The sequence below is a fragment of the Suilimivivens sp. genome (assembly GCF_037359455.1).
Taxonomy (GTDB): domain Bacteria; phylum Bacillota; class Clostridia; order Lachnospirales; family Lachnospiraceae; genus Suilimivivens; species Suilimivivens aceti.
In genome coordinates this window covers 1-24,632 of the sequence record NZ_JAXXXI010000037.1, presented here as the reverse complement: position 1 = coordinate 24,632, position 24,632 = coordinate 1, and the positions used below count along the sequence as shown (strand labels likewise).

Annotated in this window: 22 protein-coding genes; 2 read left to right on the top strand and 20 right to left on the bottom strand. The window is 47.7% G+C overall.

The window, feature by feature from the left end; all coding sequences use genetic code 11:
* Positions 1-26: 26 nt before the first annotated feature.
* The 15 genes from WJQ40_RS07295 to WJQ40_RS07225 form a co-directional block, all read right to left on the bottom strand.
* A complete protein-coding gene (locus WJQ40_RS07295; protein ID WP_118797455.1) occupies positions 27-809 on the bottom strand; it encodes an electron transfer flavoprotein subunit beta/FixA family protein in 783 nt (260 codons plus the stop codon).
* A gap of 28 nt (positions 810-837) precedes the next feature.
* A complete protein-coding gene (locus WJQ40_RS07290; protein ID WP_022352584.1) occupies positions 838-1,992 on the bottom strand; it encodes an acyl-CoA dehydrogenase in 1,155 nt (384 codons plus the stop codon).
* 53 nt (positions 1,993-2,045) lie between these two features.
* Positions 2,046-2,918 (bottom strand): 3-hydroxyacyl-CoA dehydrogenase NAD-binding domain-containing protein, encoded by an 873-nt coding sequence (locus tag WJQ40_RS07285; protein WP_337538951.1) that lies wholly within the window; start codon positions 2,916-2,918, stop codon positions 2,046-2,048.
* 102 nt (positions 2,919-3,020) lie between these two features.
* Positions 3,021-3,806, bottom strand: a complete 786-nt coding sequence (locus WJQ40_RS07280) for an enoyl-CoA hydratase-related protein (RefSeq protein WP_337538948.1) — start codon at positions 3,804-3,806, stop codon at positions 3,021-3,023.
* Positions 3,807-3,890: 84 nt separating this feature from the next.
* On the bottom strand, positions 3,891-5,075 hold the full coding sequence (locus WJQ40_RS07275; protein ID WP_337538945.1) for an acetyl-CoA C-acetyltransferase: 1,185 nt from the start codon (positions 5,073-5,075) through the stop codon (positions 3,891-3,893).
* A 241-nt stretch (positions 5,076-5,316) separates the two neighbouring features.
* Positions 5,317-6,312, bottom strand: a complete 996-nt coding sequence (locus WJQ40_RS07270; protein ID WP_337538944.1) for a hypothetical protein — start codon at positions 6,310-6,312, stop codon at positions 5,317-5,319.
* Between the two features lie 66 nt (positions 6,313-6,378).
* Positions 6,379-8,253, bottom strand: a complete 1,875-nt coding sequence (locus tag WJQ40_RS07265) for a hypothetical protein (RefSeq protein WP_337538942.1) — start codon at positions 8,251-8,253, stop codon at positions 6,379-6,381.
* Positions 8,254-8,430: 177 nt separating this feature from the next.
* The gene (gene raiA, locus WJQ40_RS07260) at positions 8,431-8,958 is read right to left on the bottom strand and encodes a ribosome-associated translation inhibitor RaiA (protein ID WP_118797680.1); all 528 of its coding nucleotides are present in this window, start codon (positions 8,956-8,958) and stop codon (positions 8,431-8,433) included.
* 447 nt (positions 8,959-9,405) lie between these two features.
* Positions 9,406-10,737, bottom strand: a complete 1,332-nt coding sequence (locus tag WJQ40_RS07255) for an NlpC/P60 family protein (protein WP_337538939.1) — start codon at positions 10,735-10,737, stop codon at positions 9,406-9,408.
* A gap of 318 nt (positions 10,738-11,055) precedes the next feature.
* Positions 11,056-11,973, bottom strand: coding sequence for a thioredoxin-disulfide reductase (trxB, locus tag WJQ40_RS07250; protein ID WP_337538937.1), 918 nt, complete (start codon positions 11,971-11,973; stop codon positions 11,056-11,058).
* A 73-nt stretch (positions 11,974-12,046) separates the two neighbouring features.
* A complete protein-coding gene (locus WJQ40_RS07245; RefSeq protein WP_337538935.1) occupies positions 12,047-12,793 on the bottom strand; it encodes an SDR family NAD(P)-dependent oxidoreductase in 747 nt (248 codons plus the stop codon).
* A complete protein-coding gene (gene metF, locus WJQ40_RS07240) occupies positions 12,771-13,643 on the bottom strand; it encodes a methylenetetrahydrofolate reductase [NAD(P)H] (RefSeq protein ID WP_337405395.1) in 873 nt (290 codons plus the stop codon). Before metF ends, WJQ40_RS07245 begins: the two co-directional genes overlap by 23 nt.
* Positions 13,644-13,674: 31 nt before the next feature.
* Entirely contained in the window at positions 13,675-14,610 is a 936-nt protein-coding gene (locus tag WJQ40_RS07235) for a hypothetical protein (RefSeq protein WP_337538933.1), read from the bottom strand.
* Between the two features lie 5 nt (positions 14,611-14,615).
* Complete coding sequence (locus WJQ40_RS07230) at positions 14,616-15,275, bottom strand: GTP pyrophosphokinase family protein (protein ID WP_337538971.1); 660 nt, start codon at positions 15,273-15,275, stop codon at positions 14,616-14,618.
* 68 nt (positions 15,276-15,343) lie between these two features.
* A complete protein-coding gene (locus WJQ40_RS07225) occupies positions 15,344-16,204 on the bottom strand; it encodes a YitT family protein (protein ID WP_118797445.1) in 861 nt (286 codons plus the stop codon).
* Positions 16,205-16,391: 187 nt separating this feature from the next.
* Here WJQ40_RS07225 and WJQ40_RS07220 point away from each other — a divergent pair, with 187 nt between their 5' ends.
* Both WJQ40_RS07220 and WJQ40_RS07215 read left to right on the top strand, forming a co-directional pair.
* On the top strand, positions 16,392-17,819 hold the full coding sequence (locus WJQ40_RS07220) for an MBOAT family O-acyltransferase (RefSeq protein WP_337538931.1): 1,428 nt from the start codon (positions 16,392-16,394) through the stop codon (positions 17,817-17,819).
* 40 nt (positions 17,820-17,859) lie between these two features.
* Positions 17,860-18,888: a hypothetical protein gene (locus WJQ40_RS07215; protein WP_337538930.1), complete on the top strand. Its 1,029-nt coding sequence runs from the start codon at positions 17,860-17,862 to the stop codon at positions 18,886-18,888.
* A gap of 24 nt (positions 18,889-18,912) precedes the next feature.
* Here WJQ40_RS07215 and WJQ40_RS07210 read toward each other — a convergent pair whose 3' ends face one another.
* The 5 genes from WJQ40_RS07210 to WJQ40_RS07190 all read right to left on the bottom strand — a co-directional run.
* Complete coding sequence (locus WJQ40_RS07210) at positions 18,913-20,727, bottom strand: methyl-accepting chemotaxis protein (protein WP_337538928.1); 1,815 nt, start codon at positions 20,725-20,727, stop codon at positions 18,913-18,915.
* Between the two features lie 174 nt (positions 20,728-20,901).
* Positions 20,902-21,168: a thiamine pyrophosphate-dependent enzyme gene (locus WJQ40_RS07205; protein ID WP_337538969.1), complete on the bottom strand. Its 267-nt coding sequence runs from the start codon at positions 21,166-21,168 to the stop codon at positions 20,902-20,904.
* A gap of 417 nt (positions 21,169-21,585) precedes the next feature.
* On the bottom strand, positions 21,586-22,704 hold the full coding sequence (gene msrB / locus WJQ40_RS07200) for a peptide-methionine (R)-S-oxide reductase MsrB (RefSeq protein WP_337538926.1): 1,119 nt from the start codon (positions 22,702-22,704) through the stop codon (positions 21,586-21,588).
* A gap of 97 nt (positions 22,705-22,801) precedes the next feature.
* The gene (locus tag WJQ40_RS07195) at positions 22,802-23,761 is read right to left on the bottom strand and encodes a TlpA disulfide reductase family protein (RefSeq protein WP_337538925.1); all 960 of its coding nucleotides are present in this window, start codon (positions 23,759-23,761) and stop codon (positions 22,802-22,804) included.
* Positions 23,758-24,632 (bottom strand): 4Fe-4S binding protein (locus tag WJQ40_RS07190; RefSeq protein ID WP_337538923.1); only part of this gene is annotated, 875 nt, incomplete at its 5' end. The genes WJQ40_RS07190 and WJQ40_RS07195, both read right to left, overlap by 4 nt.

The following is a 24,632-nucleotide window of genomic DNA, read 5'->3' as shown; positions in this document are numbered from 1 at the left end:
TTTGGAACCTCCATTATCATCCTTAATTAGATCACGTGCTTAACTTTTAACTTGTCAATAATATAATCAACTGAAGCTGCTGCATCAAGGTTAACCTTCTCGCCTGCTCCCTTTCTTACCTTATCGGAAGCCTTAGCGATCTGGGTAGGTGAACCCTTCAGACCTAAATTGGAATCATCTACATCCTTCAGATCTGCTCTTCCCCATACGGTGATGTCAGCCTTGTAAGCATCAAAGATTCCGCCGGGAGTCATATAACGGGGCTCGTTTAATTCAGCAAGTGCTGTAATTAAGCAGGGCATTTTTGCCTTTAATACGTGATATCTGTCATCGAACTGACGCTCAACGATCACGCTGTCGCCTTCTACTTCGATCTTCTGTGCATAGGAGATTACCGGGATTCCAAGATGCTCGGAAATCTGAGGTCCAACCTGTGCGGTATCACCATCGATAGCCTGACGGCCTGTGATGATCAGGTCATACTCAAGGTTACGCAGTGCGCCTGCCAGTGTCTGGGAGGTAGCCCAGGTATCAGCACCACCAAGAACACGGTCTGTTACAAGGATACCCTTGTCAGCGCCCATTGCAATTGCCTCACGAAGAACTTCTTCTGCCTTGGGAAGACCCATTGTCAGAACAGTTACTTCTGCGCCATACTGGTCTTTTAATCTAAGTGCTGCTTCCAGACCTGCCTTGTCGTCAGGATTCATGATAGTAAGCATCGCACCTCTGTCAAGTGTACCGTCGGGATTGAACTTAACGCCGCCCTTTGTATCAGGTACCTGTTTAACACAAACAACGATTTTCATTGTATTATCTCTCCTTATTCTTTCATTCTTATTTCAGCAGGGAACCGGAAATAACCATTCTCTGTACTTCAGATGTACCTTCATAGATCTCTGTGATCTTGGCATCTCTCATCATACGCTCAACGTCGTACTCTCTGATATAACCATATCCACCATGGAGCTGAACAGCCTTGGTTGTTACTTCCATAGCAACCTCTGCAGCATACAGCTTAGCCATAGCAGCTTCTACTGTGTAGCTCTTCTGGGTAGCCTTAGCCATAGCTGCTCTGTATACCATGTACTGTGCAGCCTGAACCTTGGTAGCCATATCAGCTAACTGGAACTGTGTATTCTGGAAAGCACCGATTGCTCTGCCGAACTGCTTTCTTTCCTTTACATAAGCGATGGTTCTGTCAAGAGCGCCCTCTGCAAGACCAAGAGCCTGTGCAGCGATACCGATACGTCCGCCATCCAGAGTATGCATAGCGATACCAAAGCCCTTGCCTTCCTGACCAAGCAGGTTTTCCTTGGGGATACGGCAGTCTGTGAAGATCAGTTCGTATGTGGATGAACCACGGATACCCATCTTATTTTCCTTGGTACCGAAGGTAAATCCAGGAGTTCCTTTTTCTACGATGAAAGCAGAGATCATCTTCTTGCTTCTGCCCTTAGCATCGGTTACAACGCTTGTTACAGCGAAAATTACATAAACATCAGCTTCCTTACCATTGGTAATGAAGATCTTGGATCCGTTCAGAACCCACTCGTCACCATCAAGAACAGCCTTTGTCTGCTGACCCTGTGCATCAGTACCAGCTCCGGGCTCTGTCAGACCGAAAGCACCAAGCTTCTCACCCTTTGCAAGAGGAACCAGATATTTCTGCTTCTGCTCTTCTGTACCATAGGTCTGGATAGGATCACAGCAAAGAGAGGTGTGTGCAGAAACGATAACGCCTGTAGTACCACAAACCTTGGACAGCTCCTCAACGCACATAGCGTAGGTTAAAGGATCACATCCCTGTCCGCCGTATTCCTTCGGAACCGGAATTCCAAGGAAGCCAGCCTTAGCCATCTTCTCAACTGTTCCTCTGGGGAACACTTCTGTCTCATCTACTTCCTGAGCCAGAGGCTTAACTTCTTTTTCTGCAAACTCTTTGAAAAGAGTTCTCGCCATTTCATGTTGTTTGCTTAACGTAAAATCCATGATTTTTATATCCTCCATTAAATATATGTTATTGAGGGAATCCTCAATTAAAATTACTGTGCATCAACAGGGGTCTTTGTTCTGTCTGCATTGTAAATATAGAAACCCTTGCCGCTCTTAACACCAAGATTACCGCCACGGACCATCTTACGGAGAAGAGGACATGCACGATATTTGCTGTCACCTGTTTCATTGTAAAGAACATCCATGATAGCAAGGCAGATATCAAGACCAATGAAATCACCAAGCTCAAGGGGTCCCATAGGATGGTTTGCGCCAAGCTTCATAGCTGCATCAATACCGGCTACATCTGAAACACCTTCCATCTTGATGAAGGCTGCTTCGTTGATCATGGGAACAAGGATACGGTTTACTACGAAACCGGCTGCCTCGTTAACCTGTACAGGGGTCTTTCCGATCTCTTCAGAAATCTTCTTGATGGTGTCAACTGTCTCTACAGGAGTATTTACACCGGCAATAACCTCAACTAACTTCATACGGTCAGCAGGGTTAAAGAAGTGCATACCGATCATAGGACGGTTCAGTCCGTTTCCGATCTCTGTGATGGAAAGGCTGGATGTGTTGGAAGCGAATACACACTCAGGCTTAGCGATCTTGTCAAGCTCTGCAAAGGTTGTCTTCTTTACTTCCATGTTCTCAAATGCTGCTTCAACGATCAGATCACAGTCTTTGCAGAGGTCTTCCTTCAGACCGGGAGTGATCTTTGCAAGGATAGCATCTACTGCTTCCTGTGTTAATTTTCCTTTTTCAACTAATTTAGCATAGCCTTTGGCGATCTTTGCTTTTCCGCCGTCAGCCCACTCCTGCTTGATATCGCAGAGTGCTACTTCATATCCGTCAACCTGGGCAAATGCCTTTGCAATACCCTGTCCCATAGTACCGGCACCGATAATACCTACTTTCATTTCTTTTCCTCCTGAGATTTTCATTATCTTTTATTCTTAACAGCCGGTTTCCTGCCGCAGGCACTACGCCGACTGTCATTTACAGATCTGTGCTTTCAGAAATCAGCAGTTCTTGAAGGGCTCTTTTACTTTTTCCTTGTTCTTGTCAAGGAAGAATGCCATTCCATACTTCTGGTCTTCTGTCTCAAAGCAGTCACCAAAAAGCTTCTCTTCGATCACGATTGCCTGATCCATGTCTGCATCAAGACCTTCGTTGATCGCTTTCTTGCAGTTGCGGACAGCGATCGGTGCATTCTTTGCAATGCCTGCTGCCATCTTCTCTGCTGCAGGAAGTAACTCCTCCTGTGTATAAACAGCGTTTACAAGACCGATTCTGTAAGCCTCGTCAGCCTTGATGTTTCTTGCTGTGTAGATTATCTGCTTAGCCATGCCAGCGCCTACAAGACGGGCAAGTCTCTGTGTACCGCCAAATCCGGGTGTGATGCCAAGACCAACCTCAGGCTGTCCAAATACGGCATTGTCAGAACAGATTCTGATATCACAGCTCATGGAGATCTCGCATCCGCCGCCAAGTGCGAATCCGTTTACTGCAGCGATCACAGGGATCGGGAAGGTTTCGATCTTGCGGAACACATCATTTCCCTTCTTACCGAAGGCTTCGCCCTCTGCCTTGGTCAGTGTGCTCATCTCAGCGATATCTGCACCTGCAACGAAGGACTTCTGTCCTGCACCTGTCAGGATCAGTGCTCTTACTTCATCAAGGTTTACAGCATCCAGAACAGCGTTCAGCTCGTCCAGTACTGTAGAATTCAGTGCGTTCAGTGCCTTCTCACGGCTGATGGTGATAATGGCATAAGCACCCTTCTGCTCATATGTTACAAATTCCATGGTATTAACTCCTTTTTATTTTGTTCACAGAAGTAAGCAGACCTAAGAAGTTAAGCCTGCTTACTTATTTTCCTTAAAATATGCTTAGTCTTCAATCTTAACGACTGTAGAGCATCCCATACCACCGCCGATGCAGAGAGTTGCAAGACCGGTCTTGGCTCCTCTTGCCTGCATCTCATGAAGCAGTGTAACAAGGATACGGCATCCGGAAGCTCCAACAGGATGTCCAAGAGCGATCGCACCACCATTGGGGTTGAGCTGCTTGTCAACATCGATTCCCAGATCCTTACCTACTGCAACAGACTGTGCTGCGAATGCTTCGTTTGCCTCGATGATATCGAAGTCCTCGATCTTCATGCCTGTCTTAGCCATAACCTTCCTGGTAGCAGCAACAGGTCCAATACCCATAACCTCAGGTCTTACACCTGCAAGTGCGCCAGCTACGAAAGTAGCCATGGGCTTAACGCCAAGCTCCTTAGCCTTCTCTTCGCTCATAACAACGACTGCTGCTGCACCATCATTGATACCGGATGCATTACCAGCAGTAACAAATCCGTCAGGATTGATGGTACGGAGCTTTGCAAGTCCTTCGATGGTAGAACCATGACGGGGTCCTTCATCTACCTTGAACTCGATCATTTCTTTTTTCTTCTTAACCATTACAGGTACGATTTCGTTCTCGAAAGCACCGTTCTTCTGTGCTTCTTCAGCCTTTAACTGGCTCTTTAATGCGAACTCATCCAGCTCTTCCCTGGTCAGTCCCCACTCTCTGCAGATATTGTCTGCAGTTGTGATCATGTGGTAATCATTGAATGCATCCCAAAGGGCATCCTTGATCATGCAGTCAACTAAAGTACCATTGTTCATTCTATATCCATAACGTGCCTGAGGAACAGCATAGGGTGCCAGGGACATGTTCTCCATACCGCCTGCTACAACGATGTCAGCATCTCCTGCCATGATCATCTGTGCTGCCTGGTTTACACAGTTCAGACCGGAACCGCAGACAACGTTCATGGTAACAGCGGGAACCTCGATCGGAAGTCCTGCCTTGATAGATGCCTGACGGGCTACGTTCTGTCCAAGTCCAGCCTGGATAACACATCCCATGTATACCTGATCTACTGCTTCCGGAGCAACTCCAGCCCTCTGAAGTGCCTCCTTGATTACGATTGCGCCAAGCTCAGCAGCAGGGGTTGTGCTTAAAGAGCCACCCATGGTACCGATCGCTGTACGGCATGCACCGGCTAAAACAACTTTCTTTGCCATTATTTCTTTCCTCCGTTTGAATCATTTTGTATAAAATTTCAGCCTTACCGGCTGTCTGCAACGATTGTTAATTTTTTGTCATTGCCACAGAAATCATTATAACATAGGGCTTTTACTTTTGCAATCACAATTCACAGAAAAGACATTTGTTGAAAGGGCATTCGTCCACTGGACGTGAAGTTGAAAAAGACGCTTCGTTCTGATGAAGAGCGAAACGTCTTTGAAGCTTTCAGATATGTTGTCACACACCTGATGTTGTATTCGGCATCTCGGTGGGAGTCTGAGTTGGTACCGCTGTAGGTTCTATCTGTGCCGGCTGCGTCGTTCCTGCCGGTGCCTGTGCTGCCGGTACAGCAGGCACTGTCACTGACGCTTCTTCCTTCTTTTCCTGGCTTCTCAGGCTTTCCAGATAGGCCTGCCACTCATCTTCCTTACGGATTTCTTCGACCTTGTCAAAAAAGGCGCTCCAGGAATACAGTGTCTCATCACTGACATTCACACGGCTCACAGGGCTTGCCGCTGACAGAAGTACCATGCCTGCCGGAAGCATTTCTCCCTCGGGAACCACGGAGCCGTCCGCTGAAACAGCGATCTTTTCATCTGCCAGCTTCTGCAGGAAGCCTGCCAGCTCTTCATAGCCATTTTCGATGAGATTCCTGATCTCTCCCTGCAAAAGTGCGGTTCCCTTCATCTTTGTCACATAAGCTGCGTTCACGATGGGAGTGCCTTCTTCCGAAACCGTCACTGCCTGATCCGGCATCCTTTGCATTTTTGCATAGGAAAAGGAAAGGATCTGTTCCCTGCCCTCTGCATCCTTCATCAGGAAACGATAATTGTAATCTGGTGTCGATACGACCTGGATCTTATCTGTCAGGATAACCGGCTGCCTGCAGTCCTTCCAGACCAGCTCATTCTTTTCATTCAGGATGATCTCTTCCTGCCCGGTAAAGAAAACGGACGGTCTGCCGGTATCCTGATTGTACCCGATCACCAGATTGCCGGAGGCATTTTCATGGGCTTTATCTTCACTGTCCTTACTTTCTCCGCTTTCCTGTGATGCCTGCTGGAAGCAGATCATGCTGCCATCTGCCGCATTTCCCGGAAGCGTGATTTCCAGTGTATACGGTATCGTCTTCCCCTTTGCTCCTTCCCTGCCATCTGCTGTCATATTGGAAGCGAGTACCAATACACCAAGTGACAGGAAGCCCGCCGTCAGTACTGCTGTCTTTTTCTTCATTCTTTTCCCCTTTCGCTTACATAAAATTTCCTTTTACACATTTATTATAGCAAATGAAAGGACGTTTCATGCTACCGGTACTAGCAATATCCTTCCATCGTTCTCTGTGATCCGATAAAGCGTGTCATAGGAAAACTCCGTTCCGTCCATGAAGGGTGCAAACAGCTCCTGATTCTCTTCATCAAGAGGCTCTACATACAGATAGCCTGCATGGGACTCCTCGATCGTCTTTAAAAGTGCTGCGCTGTCCGTCGTCTCTCCGCTGATATTTCCGTACATCACAGATACCGGTGCTGCTTCAAAGCTGACATAGGCATTCCTTACCCAGCTGATATCCGACAGATCCCGGAGATACAGTACACGGCCGATGCTTTTCCTCGTTCCTGCACCGATCTTCGCCAGAAAGGCCTCTGCCTTTTCATCTACGATGTCTTCTCTCTCCTGCCGGATCTCTTCTATAGTATTCCTGTAGCCGGTCAGTGCCCGGTAAGACCCCTGATAATCTGCCGTCAGAAGAACCGGTATAGCACAGAGCAGCAGCCCCCGAACAGCATTTTCTGACCTCAGTACAAGATATGCGGTCAGATACAGGCTTCCTATCGTAAAAGGTGCTCCGTACCGTTCAATCGAGGACACCATGCCAAAGGGCTCCAGATACTGCGTTTCCACTGCAAAGATCGTCAGGTGGCTGATCAGGTTCAGGCTGTAAAAGCACGCTGCGCTCAGCAGGGCAAACAAAAGCAGGAATCTGCTGTCCTTGCCGGTTATCTTTTTCCGGATCCCAAGCAGGGCATAAATAACCAGCACCAGAAGCACCAGCATCAGCGGACTTAAATTCAGTATGGCTGTTGAATACCGGTGCAGCGGCCATTTCAGGAAGGCTGTCAGAAAGGCATCTATCATCTGTTCCTGTACATCCGGAATGTTCATGCTTCCTGTCGCCATATGGATCGCAGCGCCTGTCAGCTTGGCAACCCTTCTGTTCATCAGGCAGAAGAAAAGCCAGCTTCCTTCTGTCAGCGCAGGCAGGCATACCACAGCTATAAGTCCTCTTTTCACTGCCTTTCGGTCCTGTGCAAATATTTCATCCCTTCTGTGCAGAAAGTGATATAGCAGTGTAAATAAAAGTCCAAAGAACAGCCAGACCACCCCTGTATTCTTGCAGAGCACCAGTACCATCAGATAACAGGCCTGTCTTCCGTAATAAAACAGGGAAGAATGCCCCTCTCTGTCAAGAACTGCTGTCAGGAATGCCCCATAGATCACAGCCATGGTAAAATCTGCGCAGCATCCGTCCATCCAGAAGGCTTCCACCATGGAAGGGAACAGCCACAGCAGTACAGCGCCGATCGTCATGGTGATTACGTTCTTCTTTCTGATCCGCTCCAGCAGGGGAACAAGGAATGTCAGATTGCAGACATAATATCCTGCAAACATCAGCCCTTCTCTGAACTCTGAGGGTGAAAGATGCAGGAACCACCATTTCAGCATCTGGGTTCCCGGCGGATAATCCCCAAATTCTGCCGCCACGTTTTCATACCGGTCTGCAAAGCCGTTCAGGTAAAAAATGGACTTCACATCTGTGGCCCAGAAATTATAGTCATCCCACCAGCTTGTCAGCTTACCGGATACACACACTGTCACAGCCATAAGCAGCATCAGGGCTGTCAGAAAAGCGGGTGCCCTCAGCTCCCTCCCGGCAAAGGAGACAAGCTCCTTTCTCTTTTTTCTGTCCATCTTAAAGACAAGGAACCCGCTTCCCAGCAGAAATAAGGGTGCCAGGATATCCGTCAGCCAGAGGAGATTTCCAAAGCTGAGCCCATACAGGAATAGGATCAGAAGGCTCACTGCTGCAGGGATACAGTCTGTCAGCTTCTCTTTCAGGTAAAATCCAAGGATCAATATAAAAATTAAGAGTGATAAAATATGAATGATAAACATAGTAAAAGTATACCTCAAAAAACATGCGCCGTGGAAGCTTTTTAAACAAAAATGCCTGCTGCCCCCAGATATTCAAAAAGATGTGGAGCACCTGCCCCACATCTTTTTGAATTTAGCCTCCCACTCAGGGAGCCTGTCACGCCTGTCCTTCCATCGCTCCGGACCGGCCGCTTTATTTTATACCTCAGGCTCGATCAGACCGTAAGTATTTCCTTTTCTCTTATAAACTACATTCACCTGGTCTGTCTCTGCATTACAGAATACAAAGAAGTTATGTCCAAGAAGCTCCATCTGTACACAGGCATCTTCCGGATACATAGGCTTGATATCGAACTTCTTGGTACGGATGATCTGTACCTCCTCATCATCCAGATAATCCTTCTCTATGAAATCCTGCTTGAAGAATCCTCTTGACTGCTCCTTGGCGATCAGCTTGGTCTTATACTTCTTCAGCTGCCTCTCGATGATCTCTTCTACAAGATCAATCGATACATACATATCATTGCTTACCTGTTCAGAACGGATGATACTGCCCTTAACCGGGATCGTAACTTCGATCTTCTGTCTGTCTTTCTCGACACTGAGTGTAACATGTACCTCTGTTTCCGGTGTAAAGTACTTCTCAAGCTTACCGATCTTGTCCTCCACTGCTGCACGAAGTCCAGGAGTCACTTCAATATTCTTGCCAATAATAATAAACTTCATATACATCATCCTTTCCGTGGATTATTTCTTTCACTCATTATAGCACATGTCCCCTTAGTTTTGCAATAATTTCAATGATTTGTTTAAAAACCATATCAGTTTTCCAACAATTTTAGTCATCTTCGGGAAGTGACTTTTTTCGACTATCCTGTTCTCTTTATCATAAACACACAAAACGTCCGTTCCTCATTTTTCCTGTGGATAGTGTGGATAACTCCGTGTATAAATCAAAAACGCCTGTTTTATGGCATTTGTGTATGTGGATAACTTTTTAGTCCTTTTCTTCCTGTTGTCCATATATATCAGGTCTCTCTTTTTCTGCTTTGTGTAACTTGCACACACCATCGTTTGTCAACCCGTTTTAGTACAAAAAAAGAAGTCTGACTCTTTATGAATCAGACTTCTGTAATTTCATTTTTCTGTTTTCCTGAGAGGACCGGACTTCTTTTAGAAGATTCTCCTGATAGAAAGGATAGAACGGTAATTTGCGTTGGAAATAATAATTCCTGTCTTGGCTGTTGATGCATGCACGATCTGTCCGCCGCCAATATAGATTGCAACATGACCGGAATAGCAGATGATATCACCCGGCTGTGCACTGTCAAGGCTGCCAACTGCAGCACCTACGCTTCTGTCTGCTGAAGATGAATGAGGCAGGCTGACACCATAATTGGAATATACACTCATAACAAATCCGGAGCAGTCCGCACCATTTGTCAGGGATGTTCCACCCCAGACGTAAGGATTACCGACGAACTGGCAGGCAAAGCTTGCGAGCTCCTTGCCAAGCTCACTGCCGCTTCCTGAAATAACCGGTGCCGCATAACTCTGATTGCTGCTCTGGCTGTTCTTCTTATTTGCTTTCGCTGCCTTGGCTGCTGCTTCCTGTGCTGCCTTTCTCTCTGCTTCTTCCTTGGCAAGTCTTGCTTCCTCTTCTGCCTTGGACTCTGCCTTTACGAATTCTGTAGAAAGGGTGACATAATCTAAGGATACATAGCCATCACCTTCCTCGATATTTACCTTAACCCAGCCGTCCAGCTCTTCGGTAACCAGCAGTTCGTCTTCAATAGGAACCATACCGATCACTGCGGAATCAGTAGAGGGCTCTTCTCTTACATAGAGAGTAGTAGTATTAACGGTGGCGATTCTTGTACCCACCTCTTTGGCAAGCTCTACTGCATCCTCACCTGTGACACAATACTCTGCCTTCACATAACCGGTCACACTGCCGGATGTGATCTCGTACCAGCCGTTGTCCTCTGAAATAAATTCACCAACAGACTTGTCATAAAGCTTACCAAGGATCTCACCATCCTCACTGGGAATGCTTCTGACATTTACATAATCATTTACCTTGGCGATAACCAGGGATTTAAAGCCTTCTTCTTCCTTCCTGGCTGCGATTTCTCTTTCCTTCTGGGGAATGGTCTTGGTGGTGGAAGCCGTTACGGTTTCTTCAATGACTTTCTCTTTCTGGATTGGCTGTACATCAAGCTTGGGGCTTGCTGTTGCCAGTGGAGATGCACTGAGCGACGGAGATGCCGCTGATGAATCTTCTGTAGCTGCTGTTCCTGTACTGCTTTCTTTCTGCTCTGCCTTTTTGGCATCTGTCTCATCCTTGATGTTCTTGACACTGGTACCATTGGAAGCAAGGAAGAAATCAATGCCTGCGGAAGGAAGATCTGTCTTCTCCTTCGCAAAGCTGTTCATATTCATACCGGAAAATAAGAGCGCTGCTGAAAGAACGCCTGCTGCTATTTTCACGTAAGATTTCTGCATAACAAAACTCCTTCAAATCTTTCACTGCTTAATTGTTACAAAAATGTTAAAAACACTATAACACTTTCGTCAAGCACTGTCAACCTCTGCGATTTTTTGCATCAGCCTTGAAAGCCCTGTAAATCCGGCACTTTTTCATATCTAAATTTTCAAAGGCAAATTTTTCCATCTACAAGATCTTGTATTTTCTGACAGAAAAAAGGAGACTGTCGAAAGGCTTTCTCCACTTCCACAGTCTCTTTTCTTAAAAATTTTGTAAAAATTCACAACAGTTTTTTCATGGGTCAGAACTGCTGTGTCTTCATTTTCCATATCACTCTAAGCCTTCTGTGCCCGCAAATATTCCTCCACAGAATTTACAGCATTGGCACCATCTGCAGCAGCTGTGATGATCTGGCGCATTTTCTTCTTTCTGATATCTCCTGCCACGAAGATTCCAGGTCTGCTCGTTCTGCCATCTTCCCCGGCAATCACATAGCCCTGTTCATCTCTCTCAGCCAGTTCCTGCAAAAGCTCGCTGTCCGGGTGGATCCCCACTGCAGCGAACACACCGTTTACCGGCAGATGCTTTTCCTCCCCGGTCTTTACATTCTTAATAAGAAGAGACTCGGTCACCATATTTCCTTCCACAGCCTCTACCACAGTGTCCCAGAGGATTTCCACGTTCGGAAGCTCCTTTACCTCCTGCTGCAGCGTCTGGGCTGCCCGCAGCTCATTTCTTCTGTGGATCAGATAAACCTTTTCACAGCCTCTTGCCAGAAATGCGGCATCCTCTGCAGCCACATTGCCGCCGCCTACGACAGCCGTCACCTTTCCTCTGAAGAAGGCGCCGTCACAGGTCGCACAGTAGGATACTCCCTTGCCGGCAAATTTCTCTTCTCCCGGTACATTCAGCTTCGCATGATAGGCTCCTGTTGCCACGATGACCGTTCTGGCCTGCAGCTTTTCTTTTTCCGTCTGAATCAAAAAATGGCCGTCTTCTTCCTGAATGGAAAGAACCTCAGCCACTTTAAATTCACAGGAAAGCTTATCCGCATGCTCCCGGAACTTCATTCCCAGCTCAAATCCGTTGATTCCGGGAAGTCCCGGATAATTATCCACTTCATAGGTATTCAGTACCTGTCCGCCGCTCATGGCGCTTTTCTCTATGGTCACTGCCTTAAGCCCGGCTCTGTTTGCATAAATGGATGCACTTAAGCCTGCTGGACCTGAACCAATAATAACTACATCATACATATTGTCTCTCCTTCCTGTTACACAAAACACTTCTGCTTCTTTATTTTGTTTTCCCATCTGCATCCAGTTCCAGTCAGATCCATCCGCCATCCATGGTAATGACCTGTCCGGTCAAGTAGTCGGGACTATCCAGGAGCTTTACCACAAGCTCTCCGGCTTCCTGTGCTGTTCCCATTCTGTCTGCCGGGATTTCTTCCACCAGTGCCTGTTTTTCCTCTTCGGTAAAGCAGGCATTCATTTCGGTATCGATCACACCAAAGGCAATGGCATTTACCTGGATATGACTTGGCGCCACCTCCTTGGCAAGGGCCCTGGTAAAAGCATTCACGCCGCCCTTGGCTGCGCTGTAGGCCACCTCCATGGAAGCTCCCACTGCTCCCCACACAGAAGATACATTAATAATCTTACCGGATTTCCTGTGGATCATACCGGGAAGCACCTGGCGGCTGGTATAAAACAGCGCATTCAGATCCGTGTTTATTACCTGCTGCCATTCCAGAACTGACATATCTGTCAGTAACCCTACATAAGAGATTGCCGCATTATTGATCAGCACATCTACTTCTCCGCAGATAGAAAACAGCTTCTCTACTTCCTCCGGATCTGACACATCACACTGATATGCCTCACATCTGACTCCATAAGTCAATTCTATTTCCTTCTGTAGAGCGTTCAGTCTTTCCATTGATTTTCTGCATACCAGAATAAGATCATAGCCCTCTTTGGCAAGGGCTATGGCAATTCCTGCACCGATCCCCCGGGATGCCCCGGTGATCAGTGCCTGCTTTCTTTTTTCGTTATACAAGGTTTCTGATTCCATCACAGATCCTCTTTGCAACTGCCGGATTATTCATGGTGTAAATATGTACCCCGTCTACATCACTGGCGATCAGATCAACGATCTGATTGATCGTATAGGCAAGACCGGCATCCAGCAGCGCCTCTTTGTTATTTTCATATTTACGCAGTATCTTCTGGAATTTCACCGGAAGAGTTGCCCCGCACATAGTCACCATACGCTCGATCTGTGCCCTGTTGGTCACCGGCATCACACCCGCATCAATCGGAACATCAATGCCGGCAATTCTTGTTTTTTCATAAAAATCATAAAAAACTTCATTATCAAAGAAAAGCTGCGATACCAGATGATCCACACCGGCATCTACCTTTCTCTTCAGATTACGGATGTCAGTAATGGCATCCGGTGCTTCCAGATGCTTCTCCGGGTAACAGCCACCGCTGATACTGAAATCTCCCTGCGTTTTGATATACTCTACCAGCTCATTGGCATAATGGAAATCATGCTTTACCGGGATATTGGGATTCATATCTCCCCGGAGTGCCAGTACATTTTCAATGCCTGCTTCCTTTAACTGATCCAGAATGCTTCGGATCTCTTCCTTATTATAGTGGAGACAGGTCAGATGCACGATCGGCTCAATTCCATATTCATTTTTGATCTTTCTGGCAATTTCTACTGTCTTGTTATTTGCCGTACTGCCGCCTGCGCCAAAGGTTACACTGATAAAGTCAGGGTGCAGGTCGCACAGAAGAGAAAGTGTCTCATCTATATTCTGCAGGGCAGCTTCTTTCTTCGGGGGAAATATTTCAAAGGAAAGAACCGGCTTTCCTTCTTTCTTCTTGGCTTCAAATATCTGTGGTATCTTCATGATTGTTCCTCCTGATGTTTTCTTTTTATTCCTACCGGATCAGCTCCGGAAAACTTTCTGTTTCTGGTATTTCATCGATCCATCCCAGATGATAGGCTGTGATTCTTGAGATCTGTTCGCTGATCCTTCCTTCTCCGGCCACACTTCGCATGATCTCATCCGGATAATTTGCTGCAATATAATCCGTTACCGCTCTGCTGTATTCCTCTCCCCTGTACAGATCATGGGCTCCAAATACGTGCAGAATCTCGTGGGCGTAAACTGCAGGCTCCTCTTCTGTCCCCTTGTCATTCCTTACAAACATGACAAGACTTTCCCTGACATTGTCCTCCCCGTCATACACAATCGCATAGGATCTGCCGGGCGCATTCACAAACATACAGGTGGCAATCCCGTCAGCTCCATACTCCTGCAGCAGCCTCTCATAGGAAAGCTCTTCCTCTGTCCACTGTGCAAAGGCTTCGTCCAGTGCATCCATAAAATCACTGTCATCACTGATGGAAAAATCTACCGTCTTTTCCATACAGAGATCCTGACTGTTTTCTTCACTCCAGTCCAGAATAAACTGGGTTTCCACGCCATAACCGAAAGCAGTTTCTTCTATATATATAGCAGCTTCCTTCAGTCTCTGTAAACAGATTTCTTTCTCTTCTTCAGTAAAAGCATTGTCCGGTGTAGTCAAAAACAGGCTGATCAGTATATTTTTTCCTCTCAGAACTGAGGCACTGCCGATTCCAAAGCTGCCATCAATTCCATCAGTTCTTAGCAGGGCATCCGGCGGCACGGTCGGAAAGGGCGCTGCTGTTTCCGGTAAAGAAATGGAATCCTCTGTTTCTATGTTCTCATCCTGTACTGTTTCTTCTGCAATTTCACCGCTCCTGCTTCCACAGCCTGTCAACAATCCAGCCATGAGGATCCAAAGAAACACCGTCACTCCCGTCAGTCCTGCTTTAATAAGCCTTCCCACTGCCATTATTCCTTATGCTTCTCAATGGTATTCTTGACAGCGCCCATTCTCTTGTCAAGGCTTGCACTGGTTTCGGCACAGTCCTTCAGTTCTGCTGCCAGCATGGTTGAAAGCTCTGCATCCAGATCCTTCTTATAGCGCAGTCTGTGCTCCAGGCTTGCCCAGAAGTCCATGGCGATCGTTCGAAGCTGTACTTCCACCTTCATCTGCTTTTTTTCATTCTGCAGAAAAATGGGAATTTCCACGATCAGATGAAGACTTCGGTAACCATTGTCCTTGGGATTCTTGATATAATCCTTTATCCTGATCAGCCTCACATCATCCTGCTGCAGAAGGCAGTCTGCCAGTCTGTAAATATCCTCGATAAAGGGACAGATCACACGGATCCCTGCCACATCTGTCAGACACTCTTCTACTGCACTCACCTCAAAGGGTAGCTTTTTTCGATAAAGCTTGTCCATGATGCTCTCCATGGACTTCAGCCTGGTCTTGATCGTTTCTATTGGATTATGCTCCTGCTCCAGGGAAAACTGCTGGTTCAGCACACGGAATTTTGTTTCCACCTCAAGCAGTGCGCAGCTGTAATAGGTCATAAGCTGCTTTGACTGCTGGAATGTTTCCCTGAAACGCTCTACTGTTTCTTCCGGAATATCTGCAAATGACATCAAAATCTGTTTATCCACACTTTTTCTCCATTCATATCATGCTCCATCCATCAAAAGGACTGCAGGGATCAGTCTGCTGGCTTCTGATAGAAATGTCCCGTCAGCTGCTGCGTCTTCATCTCATTGATAAAGGCCTTTTCATCCACCTTCCGGACAGCCTGAATTACCTTTTTGCTCTTGGAACCATCTACTACTGAATATACCACATTTCTCTGACAATGCTCAAAGGAACCTTCTCCCTCCAGGATCGTGGCTCCATGATGGCTGATCTGATAGATCGCCTCACAGACCTCTCTGGGTCTGCCTGTTACAATAAACAGCGTCTGCTGCTGATATTTCTTATAAAGCACATGCAGCACCTGTGTCGAAGCATACTGGAATATGATCGAATAAAGTGCCTTGTCAAAACCAAATAAAATACCTGCCAGTGTCAGAATCACTACATTCAGTAATAAAACAGCATTAAAAGAATCCACACCCTTTTTCTCAGAAAAATAAATGGCTATAAAATCCGTACCCCCACTGGTCGCGTCCACGGCAAGGCACATACTGATGGCAAGTCCGTTCAGCATACCGCCAAAGATGCTGATCAGCAGTGTATCATAGGTGATCGCAGTCCCGGGGATCAGATCGGTCAGCACACTGGTCAGCACGATCATCAGACAGGAATACATAGTAAATTTCTTCCCGATGTAACGGAATCCGATGTAAACCGGTATGGCATTCAATATCAGGTTGACCACCGTATAAGGGATCGTTACATGGAAAAACATCTCCCCTACTCTCTGGATCAGAATAGTCAGTCCTGTGGCTCCGCCCGGATACAGACCTCCTGTTCTGACAAAGGTCTTGATATTAGCCGCCATCAGCAATGCAGCAAGGCAGATCACCAGGATCCGTTTCGCTTCTTTCTTTACCTCTGTTCTCATGTAATTCCTCCCATGTCCCTTTTCATCCAGTATATAATAAAGTATCTTTATTCGCAATATTTCTCTGTTTCTTAGGAATTTCTTAATTCAAGCGTAAGAATTCTATAAGTCTATTTTATTTTTTCTTTTGTTTGGTATACTACTACAGTAAAGCGGAATTCACTTCCCCTGATGGAGTGTATAATAAATGTTTGTATCTCTTTTTTTCCCGGTATTTCTGGGAATTGTGATCCTTTGTTATTTTGCCCTTCCGGCAAAATGCAGACCTGCCATACTGTTTTTTGCAAGCTGTGTTTTCTGTGCCAGCCTGGATATCAGAAGCCTGGTAATCCTCTTTATCAGCATTCTCTTTACCTACTGCGGCGGTATTCTGTTAGAGCATGCAGGAAAAAATTCATTCAGACCCGGAAAAATTCATTTTATACTGGCGGTTCTTCTGTCCCTGTGTCTGCTTTTGCTCCTTGTGTTCAAATATACCGGATATATTTTCCAGCGCTTTTTCCCGGGGCTTACCTTTACCCAGACCTTGCTGCCTTATTTTCTCATGCCCATTGGTTTTTCCTTTTATCTCTTTCAGATGATCAGCTATCTTGTGGATGTAGCAAAAGGAAAGCTTGCCGCAGAGAAAAATTTTATTCATCTTGGCTGTTACCTTGCCTTTTTTCCGCGGTTTGTGAGCGGTCCCATTGAGCGGGCAGGGGATTTTCTGCCACAGCTTTCCGCTCTCTCTAAGATAAAATTTTTCGACCGTGGAAGGCTTTCCACTGCCTTTACCTATATTCTGTGGGGCTATTTTATGAAAATGGTCGTTGCAGACCGCCTGGCTCTTCTGGTGAACAGTCTCTTTGGCAGTATGCAGGAATTTGACAGCTTTTTTCTTTTTCTTGGCATGCTTTTTTATACCATGCAGATCTACTGCGACTTTGCAGGCTATTCCAATATCGCCATTGGCTGTGCTGCTATCTTTGGAATAAGGCTGACGCAGAACTTTGCTTCGCCTTACCAGGCTGCCTCTATTTCAGAATTCTGGAGACGGTGGCATATTTCCCTTAGCAGCTTCCTGAAGGACTATATTTATATCCCTCTTGGTGGCAGCCGGTACGGTACCTTCCGGAAATGTCTGAATACCATGATCGTTTTTCTGCTCTGTGGCATGTGGCATGGCTCCGGTCTGAACTTCGTGGTATGGGGACTGCTCCATGGCATTTATTCTGTGATCGGCACCTTTCTTCCATCTGGCAGAAAATACCGCGTTCTGACCTTTTTTGAGGCTGCCTTTGCCTGGATCTTTTTCCGGGCAGAAAGCCTTTCGCAGGCACTTTCTTATATCAGGAGGATGTTGACTGCCGGTCTTCAGCCCGGAAGCTTTTCCCGTTCCCTCAAGCTGCTGGAGCTGGATCCTGCAGAGATCATCGTCGTAACGATCAGTATTCTCCTGATCCTGCTGATCGATGAACTCTGCTACAGGAAAAAGCTGTCCCTGCCACTGCTCATTCAGGAAAAGCCAAATGCTGCCAGATACCTGATCTTTTATCTTCTTCTGATCGGTATTTTTGTCTTTGGGGTGTATGGCCCCGGCTATCAGGCAGAGCAGTTTATTTATATGCAGTTTTAAATTGTGATTGATTTGTTTGATGATTTCAGAAAGGATCTTTATGAAATTTTTTCATTCTAAAACAGCCCTGCGTCTTTTCTTTATCCTGCTGCTTCTGATAACCCTGTACCTGCTTTCCTGCGTACTGAAGGTAAAGTCCGGTCATGGTATCGACCAGCAGGAAGGCTTATACTGGCAGGAGGAAAACAGCATTGATGTCATGTTTCTCGGTACCAGCCATGTCCACTGTGACGTCAATACCGGTCTCCTCTATGACAGCTACGGGATCACAGCCTATGATTACAGCGGCGCCGAACAGCCCCTCTGGATGACCTACTATTATCTGAAGGAGCTGTACCGGTATCAGACTCCGGAGCTGCTCGTCCTTGATCTGTATGGACCTGCCAGATTTAAGGAGGACTACCAATACTCCTGGATCTCCGAGAATATTTACGGCATGCGTTTTTCACCCAATAAGCTGAAAATGCTCCTTGTCAGTGTGGAGCCCGGCCGGATCAGAGACTATTTTCCTTCCTTTGCCATTTATCACAACCGCTACGATTCCCTGAGTGAAGATGATTTTCAAAGCTTCTTCTGGAACAGCGAGGATAAACAGGCCTTCAAGGGCTATACCCCTTACTTCGGCACGGAGCTACAGACTGAGCCGGATGACTTTTTCACAGAGGAAAAGGGAGGTCTGACCAAAAAGTCAGAAAAGTATCTCCGTAAAATCATTGCTTATGCCAAAAAGAAGCAGACACCCCTCCTTCTTATCTCTGCTCCTTATGTCATAACAAAGGAAGATAAGATGACCTATAACCAGATCGCTGAAATTGCCGCACAGGAGGATGTCGCCTTTATTGATTTCAATGAATATTATGAGGATATGGGACTTGATTTCACCACAGATTTTAATGATGAATCCCATCTGAACTATCAGGGAAGCTGTGTATTTACGGATTATCTGGGAAAATATCTGAAAGAAAATTACGACCTGGCGGATCGTCGCGGTGATCCATCCTGTGAATCCTATCTGGATAATCAGAAGCTGATCCTGAAGGAAGCAAAGGAGGCTTCAGCCACCGGCTGAAGCCTCCTGTTTCCTACTGCAGTTTTATTTCTCTTCTGTCTTTTTCTGGCTCTTCTTTTCTGTAATGGTAAACTTCTGAACCATTTCTCTCATTTCACCGGAAGCCTTTCCTACCTCATTCATAACAGAAAGGACATCTTCTGACTTCTGTACAATCATTGAAGCTCTCTGTGCGATCTCATTGGTTCCGTTTGCTCCTTCATTGGAAGCCTTGCTCACATCATTGATAGACTGGATCACACCATCGATAGAGGCAAGCAGTTCTTCGGATATAGCACTGAAATCAGTTACCATTTCATTCACATCTGCCGCATCCTGATTATAAGCATCGGCGATATCTGAAAACTGATGGAAGCTGTCCGAAACATCCTCTGCCACAAAGGCCAGCAGTCTGGAGGAATCATCCGCAAGATTCTGCACTGCCCCTGTTACTTTCTGTGTCACCTGCTGGATATTTTCTACTGTTCCCCTTGACTGTTCTGCCAGTGAGCGGATCTCATCTGCTACAACGGCAAAGCCCTTGCCTGCCTCTCCGGCTCTTGCCGCCTCAATGGATGCATTCAGTGCCAGGAGATTTGTCTGTGCCGTAATTCCCATAATGGACTGTGCCAGTACCTCGATCTGCTCTACTACCTTGGCTTCTTCCAGTGCCTGCTCAAGGCTTCCGCTGATCTCTGCTTTCATATTCTTAGCATTCTGATAATTGCTCTCGGTATCCCTCTTTGCCTTTTCTGCCCGCTGATGGATATTGACAACCTTCTCAGCTCCATCCTGTGCACGGACAGCGATATTCTTTGATACGGTTTCAATTTGATGGGAAATCGTTTCGATCTGCTGCGCGGAAGCGGCTGTCTCTTCCATACTTGCTGACAATTCCTGCGTTGCTGCTGAAACGCTGCTGATCTCATCGTTCAGTTCATTCAGGTGTCCCATAACGGCATCCACATCTTCCGCAAGTTCAACCCCATGTCCTTTCACACCGCCCAGTACCTGGTCAAAGGTACCTGCCATGCTGTTCAGCGCTCTTTCCAGGATACCGAACTCGTCTTTTCTCTTAAGCCTGCCGGTAGCTGACCTTCCTGTCATGTCACCGCTTTCCAGCTTCTGTGCATACCCGACTGCCTTCTTCATCCAGCCAGTGGTATCTATGATAATATAAATGATCAGTACGATCGTGATCAAGAAAAGGATCACAGTAATGAAGACCATCCTAGTGATCCAGGTATTCCTGGTATCATCAACGATCTGCTTTTCTCCATCTACGATTTCATCAATATAATCTGTATAGTTTCCTGTACCAATGACCCATCCGAAGGGCTCATACAGTCTGGAATAGCTTCTCTTCGGAAGATTTTCCGTACCGTCCTCCTTCGGAAATACATAATCACAGTAACCACCATCTGGCTGCTGTCCTACCGCAATGATATCTTTCACCATCTCATAGCCATTGCCATCCTTGGTTCCCATACGGTTCGTACCTTCCGTATCACTGCCGAGCAGTACAATGTTATTCCCTTCCGTATCATCTGCCCAGAAATATCCGGAATCTCCATACCGGAGTTCACGAAGCATATCAGCGCCCTGCTTCTTGGCCTCTTCCAGTGTACACTCTCCTGCTTCATACGCTGCATAATACTGATCCAGCATGGATATTGCATTGTCTACCTGCTGTCTGATACTTTCATCATACTGATTACGCACCTCTTCTTCCAATGCATCATCTGCGTGACTGCTGATCGTTTTCATGCCCTTGATCGCTGAGAATCCGGATCCCATCACCATAATAAATACGAGAACCAGGATCATTGACAGCTTGACTGACATTTTTAAGTTCTTCATAAGTAAAATAGCCTCCCTTTAATGGTTCTTTAGATTATAAAGTATTATATCATATTTTACTTATTTTTTACATTTATCGATAAAAATTATTGCTTTTTGAAATCGAATCATTGCGATCAGGCTGCTTTTTTGATCCGTATCATCCTGTTTACACATTCTGCTCAAAGGCATGGTTCAGTGTCGGCAGAAGATCCTCTGTTTTTTCAATGCGGTATCCTTTGATCCCAAAGCTCTCTGCATATTTAACCCATAGCTGCAGTCATTAAAGATCAGTACTACAATGGGGATTCCTAGCCTTTTTGCTGTTTCCAGCTCCTGGGAGTTCATCATGAATCCCCCATCTCCTGTCACTGCCAGGACTCTTTTTTCAGGATAGATCAGCTTCGCTGCGATCGCACCCGGAAGTACGATTCCCATAGTAGCAAATCCATTGGAAATAATACAGGTATTACTGGTAATATATGTTTTTCTATCAACTTAATCACATCAGGTGGGCTGAGATTGTGCTTTTGTCGGAGATATTCTCTGCAAATATAAATGGCAATTGTAAAGTTCACCTATTTTGTTTTGATGCTGTTTTTCATTTTATTTATTACATGTGTTGTCATCAATTCGCAATAGTTATCCGTGTGTATGGGAGATGTTCTTCGTTCTCCTCTGCGCAGATCGTTACACCGGCATCCTCGAAGTGAATGGTAGTTTTGAGCTTTTCCCAATCAACGGTGCGCCGCCGGCTCTCAGCTTCCAAACACTGGTGCAGCAGCTCTACGGTTTCTCTGTCCACAGCAGGGTCATCGTAGTTGCTTATTTGAAAAAGATACATGGTGCTTTGCATAAGAATTGCCGACCGCTTGCGTCCTATTTTTCAAACAGATGCAGCAGATATCCGTATCCCTCGGCTTCCATTTTTTCATAGGGGACGAAGCGCAGAGCCGCGCTGTTGATGCAGTAGCGCACGCCGTTGGGCGACTCCGGGTCGCCGGTGAACACATGACCGAGATGGGAGTCTCCGGCGCGGCTTCTGACCTCCGTGCGGCGCATCCCGTGGCTCAAATCCTCCTTCTCCACCACGGCAGGGCCCTCGATGGGCTTTGTAAAGGCGGGCCAGCCGCAGCCGCTCTCGTACTTATCCGTGGAGGAAAAGAGCGGCTCGCCGGTGACGACATCCACATAGATGCCCTTTTCAAACTTGTCCCAGAACTCGCCCGTGAAGGCGCGCTCCGTGCCGCTCTCCTGCGTGACGCGGTACTGCTCCGCCGTCAGCTTGTCCCGGATGGACTCCGCCGCGGGCTTCTGATAGTCACCCGGGTCGATGCGCAGCCGGGAAAAAAGCTCCATCTCCGCGCGCGGGATGTGGCAGTAGCCGCCTGGGTTCTTTTCGAGGTAGTTCTGGTGATACTCCTCGGCGGGGTAGTAGTTCTTGAGGGGGCCGATCTCCACGAAGAACTTCTCGCTGCGGCCGCGCTCGATCTCCGCGATGCGCTTCACCGTTTCTCTCGCGTTTTCATTGGTGAAGTAAACGCCGGTCTGATACTGGCTGCCCCGGTCGTTGCCCTGCCGGTTTTGCACCGTGGGGTCGATCACATAGAAGTAGGCCAGCAGCAGCGCGTCAAGGCTCACCTGCTCGGGGTCGTATTCCACCCGCACGGTCTCCCGAAAGCCGGTCTCTCCCTTGCAGACGGTCTTGTAATCGGCGTCCGCCTCGCAGGTGCCGTTGGCGTAGCCGCTCTCGGCGTCGATAACGCCGGGGATGGACTGCATCAGCTGTTCCATGCCCCAGAAGCAGCCGCCCGCCAGATAGATGACATTGTCTGTGGTATCCATATAGGTGACCTCCTCGTCGGATCGGTCAAAAGCCGATCCGTCCATGTTTGCTTCCTGTCCACTTTTCTCCTTCGGCACAGTCTGATGCCCGGCGGCGCAGCCGCTGAGCATCAGTACCGAGGTGAAAAGCAGGGCCAATACGCTTCGATGCATCGCGTTTCCTCCTTTCAGGGGAAGCTGGGCTCACTCTGCCCCTTCGTGCGCCATTGGCAATGCAATGGCGCGCAGCAAGCACTTTTTAAATCTCGGGTCAGCCCATATCGGCGGCGAGCACCTGATCGATGAGCTTTTGCAGCGTCTCCGCCTGCTTCTTTTCCGTGATGGCGCCTACGATGGGTTCACCCACGATATTGCCGCTGCGGTCGACCACATAGGTGGTGGGATAGGCAAAGATATTGGTGGTAAACTTTCCCGCCTCACCGTCGGAGTCAAAATACACATTCTGATAGGTGGCGCCCTTCTTGGCAAGCACATCCTTCGCCTCGGAAATTGCCGCTTCGTCGCCGTCCAGCGTGAAGATGTTGACGCCGATGAGAGAGCCGCCCTTCTCCGCCAGCTCCTTGTTCAGCGCATCCAGCTCGGAAAGCTCGCCCACGCAGGGATTGCAGGTGGTGAACCAGAAATTCACCACGGTGACGGCGTTACCGGAGAACAGCTCGTCGCTCTTCACCGTGTTGCCGCCCAGATCTTTCCCTTCAAAGGCGGGGAACTTCTGCATACTGCCGTCGTCGGGAGGGTTGCTCGTGTCGCTGCCCGCGGGCATGCTCATATCGCCGTCCATGGATTTCTGCATGATCTCGGGATACTTCTCTTCCAACTCGGTCAGCTTGTTTTCAATATTGCTGATCTCCGTGGCCGACTCCTTCAGCCACTCATACTCCTTGTCGGTGAACTGCTCTTTAGCGGCCTCGACGGTATCCAGCAGGAAGTCGCCGTAGTTTTTCCCGTCCTCGATCATGGCCATGCCCTTGTCAGCCTCCTTAAAGACCTTTTCCCACAGCTCGGTATTTTCCGACAGGATCTCGTTCTCCCGCTCCAGCAGCTCCTTGTGCAGGGCGAGCGCCTCCTCGGCGTTTTTCGGCTCACCAGTCATGGCGGAGCCGTTGCCGCTCATGTCGCCCATCTTGTCATTGTTCTTCGTGCCGCAGGCCGCCAAGGCCAGCACCATCAGCACGGCAAAAGCCAGTGCAAAAATTCTCTTCCTATTCATTTTGATTCCTCCATCGTTGTTTTCTTTGTTGTTTCTTTCCCGTTGCCGAAGCCATAGCGGAAGCACACGGCGTTCGTTGGACAGGCGCGGATGCACATCCCGCAGCGGATACACTCAGTATGGTTGGGCGTTTTCGTCACGTCCACATCCATCTTGCAGGCTCTGGCGCATTTCCCGCAGGAGATGCACTTATTCTTGTCCACCTTCATCTGGAAGAGGGACACCCGGTTGAACAGCGCGTAGAATGCGCCAAGCGGGCAGAGCCACTTGCAGAAGGGACGGTAGAACAGCACGCTCAGCACGATCACCGACAGCAGGATGCTGAATTTCCATGTAAACAGCTTGCCCAGCGCCGCCCGGATGCCGGAATTGGCAAGGGACAGCGGGATGGCTCCCTCCAGCACACCCTGGGGGCAGAGGTATTTGCAGAAGAACGGGTCGCCCATGCCCACATCGTTCACAAGGAACGCCGGCAGGAGAACGACCATCACCAACAGGACAGCGTATTTGAGGTATGTCAGGGGCCTGAGCTTCTTTGTGGAGAGCTTCTTTGTCGGGATTTTATGCAGCAGCTCCTGAAACCAGCCGAAGGGACAGAGGAAGCCGCAGATAAAGCGCCCCAGCAGCACGCCCAGCAGAATGAGAAAGCCTGTGATATAATAGGAGAAGCTGAACTTGGAAGACCCCACCACTGCCTGAAACGCCCCGATGGGGCAGGCTCCGGAGGCCGCCGGACAGGAGTAGCAGTTCAGCCCCGGCACGCAGACGGTCTTCCCCGCGCCCTGATACAGTCCGCCCTTGAGGAAATTCGGCAGATGCAGGTTGGTCAGCAGCGTCGCACCCGCCTGAATCCAGCCCCGGAAGCGGGACA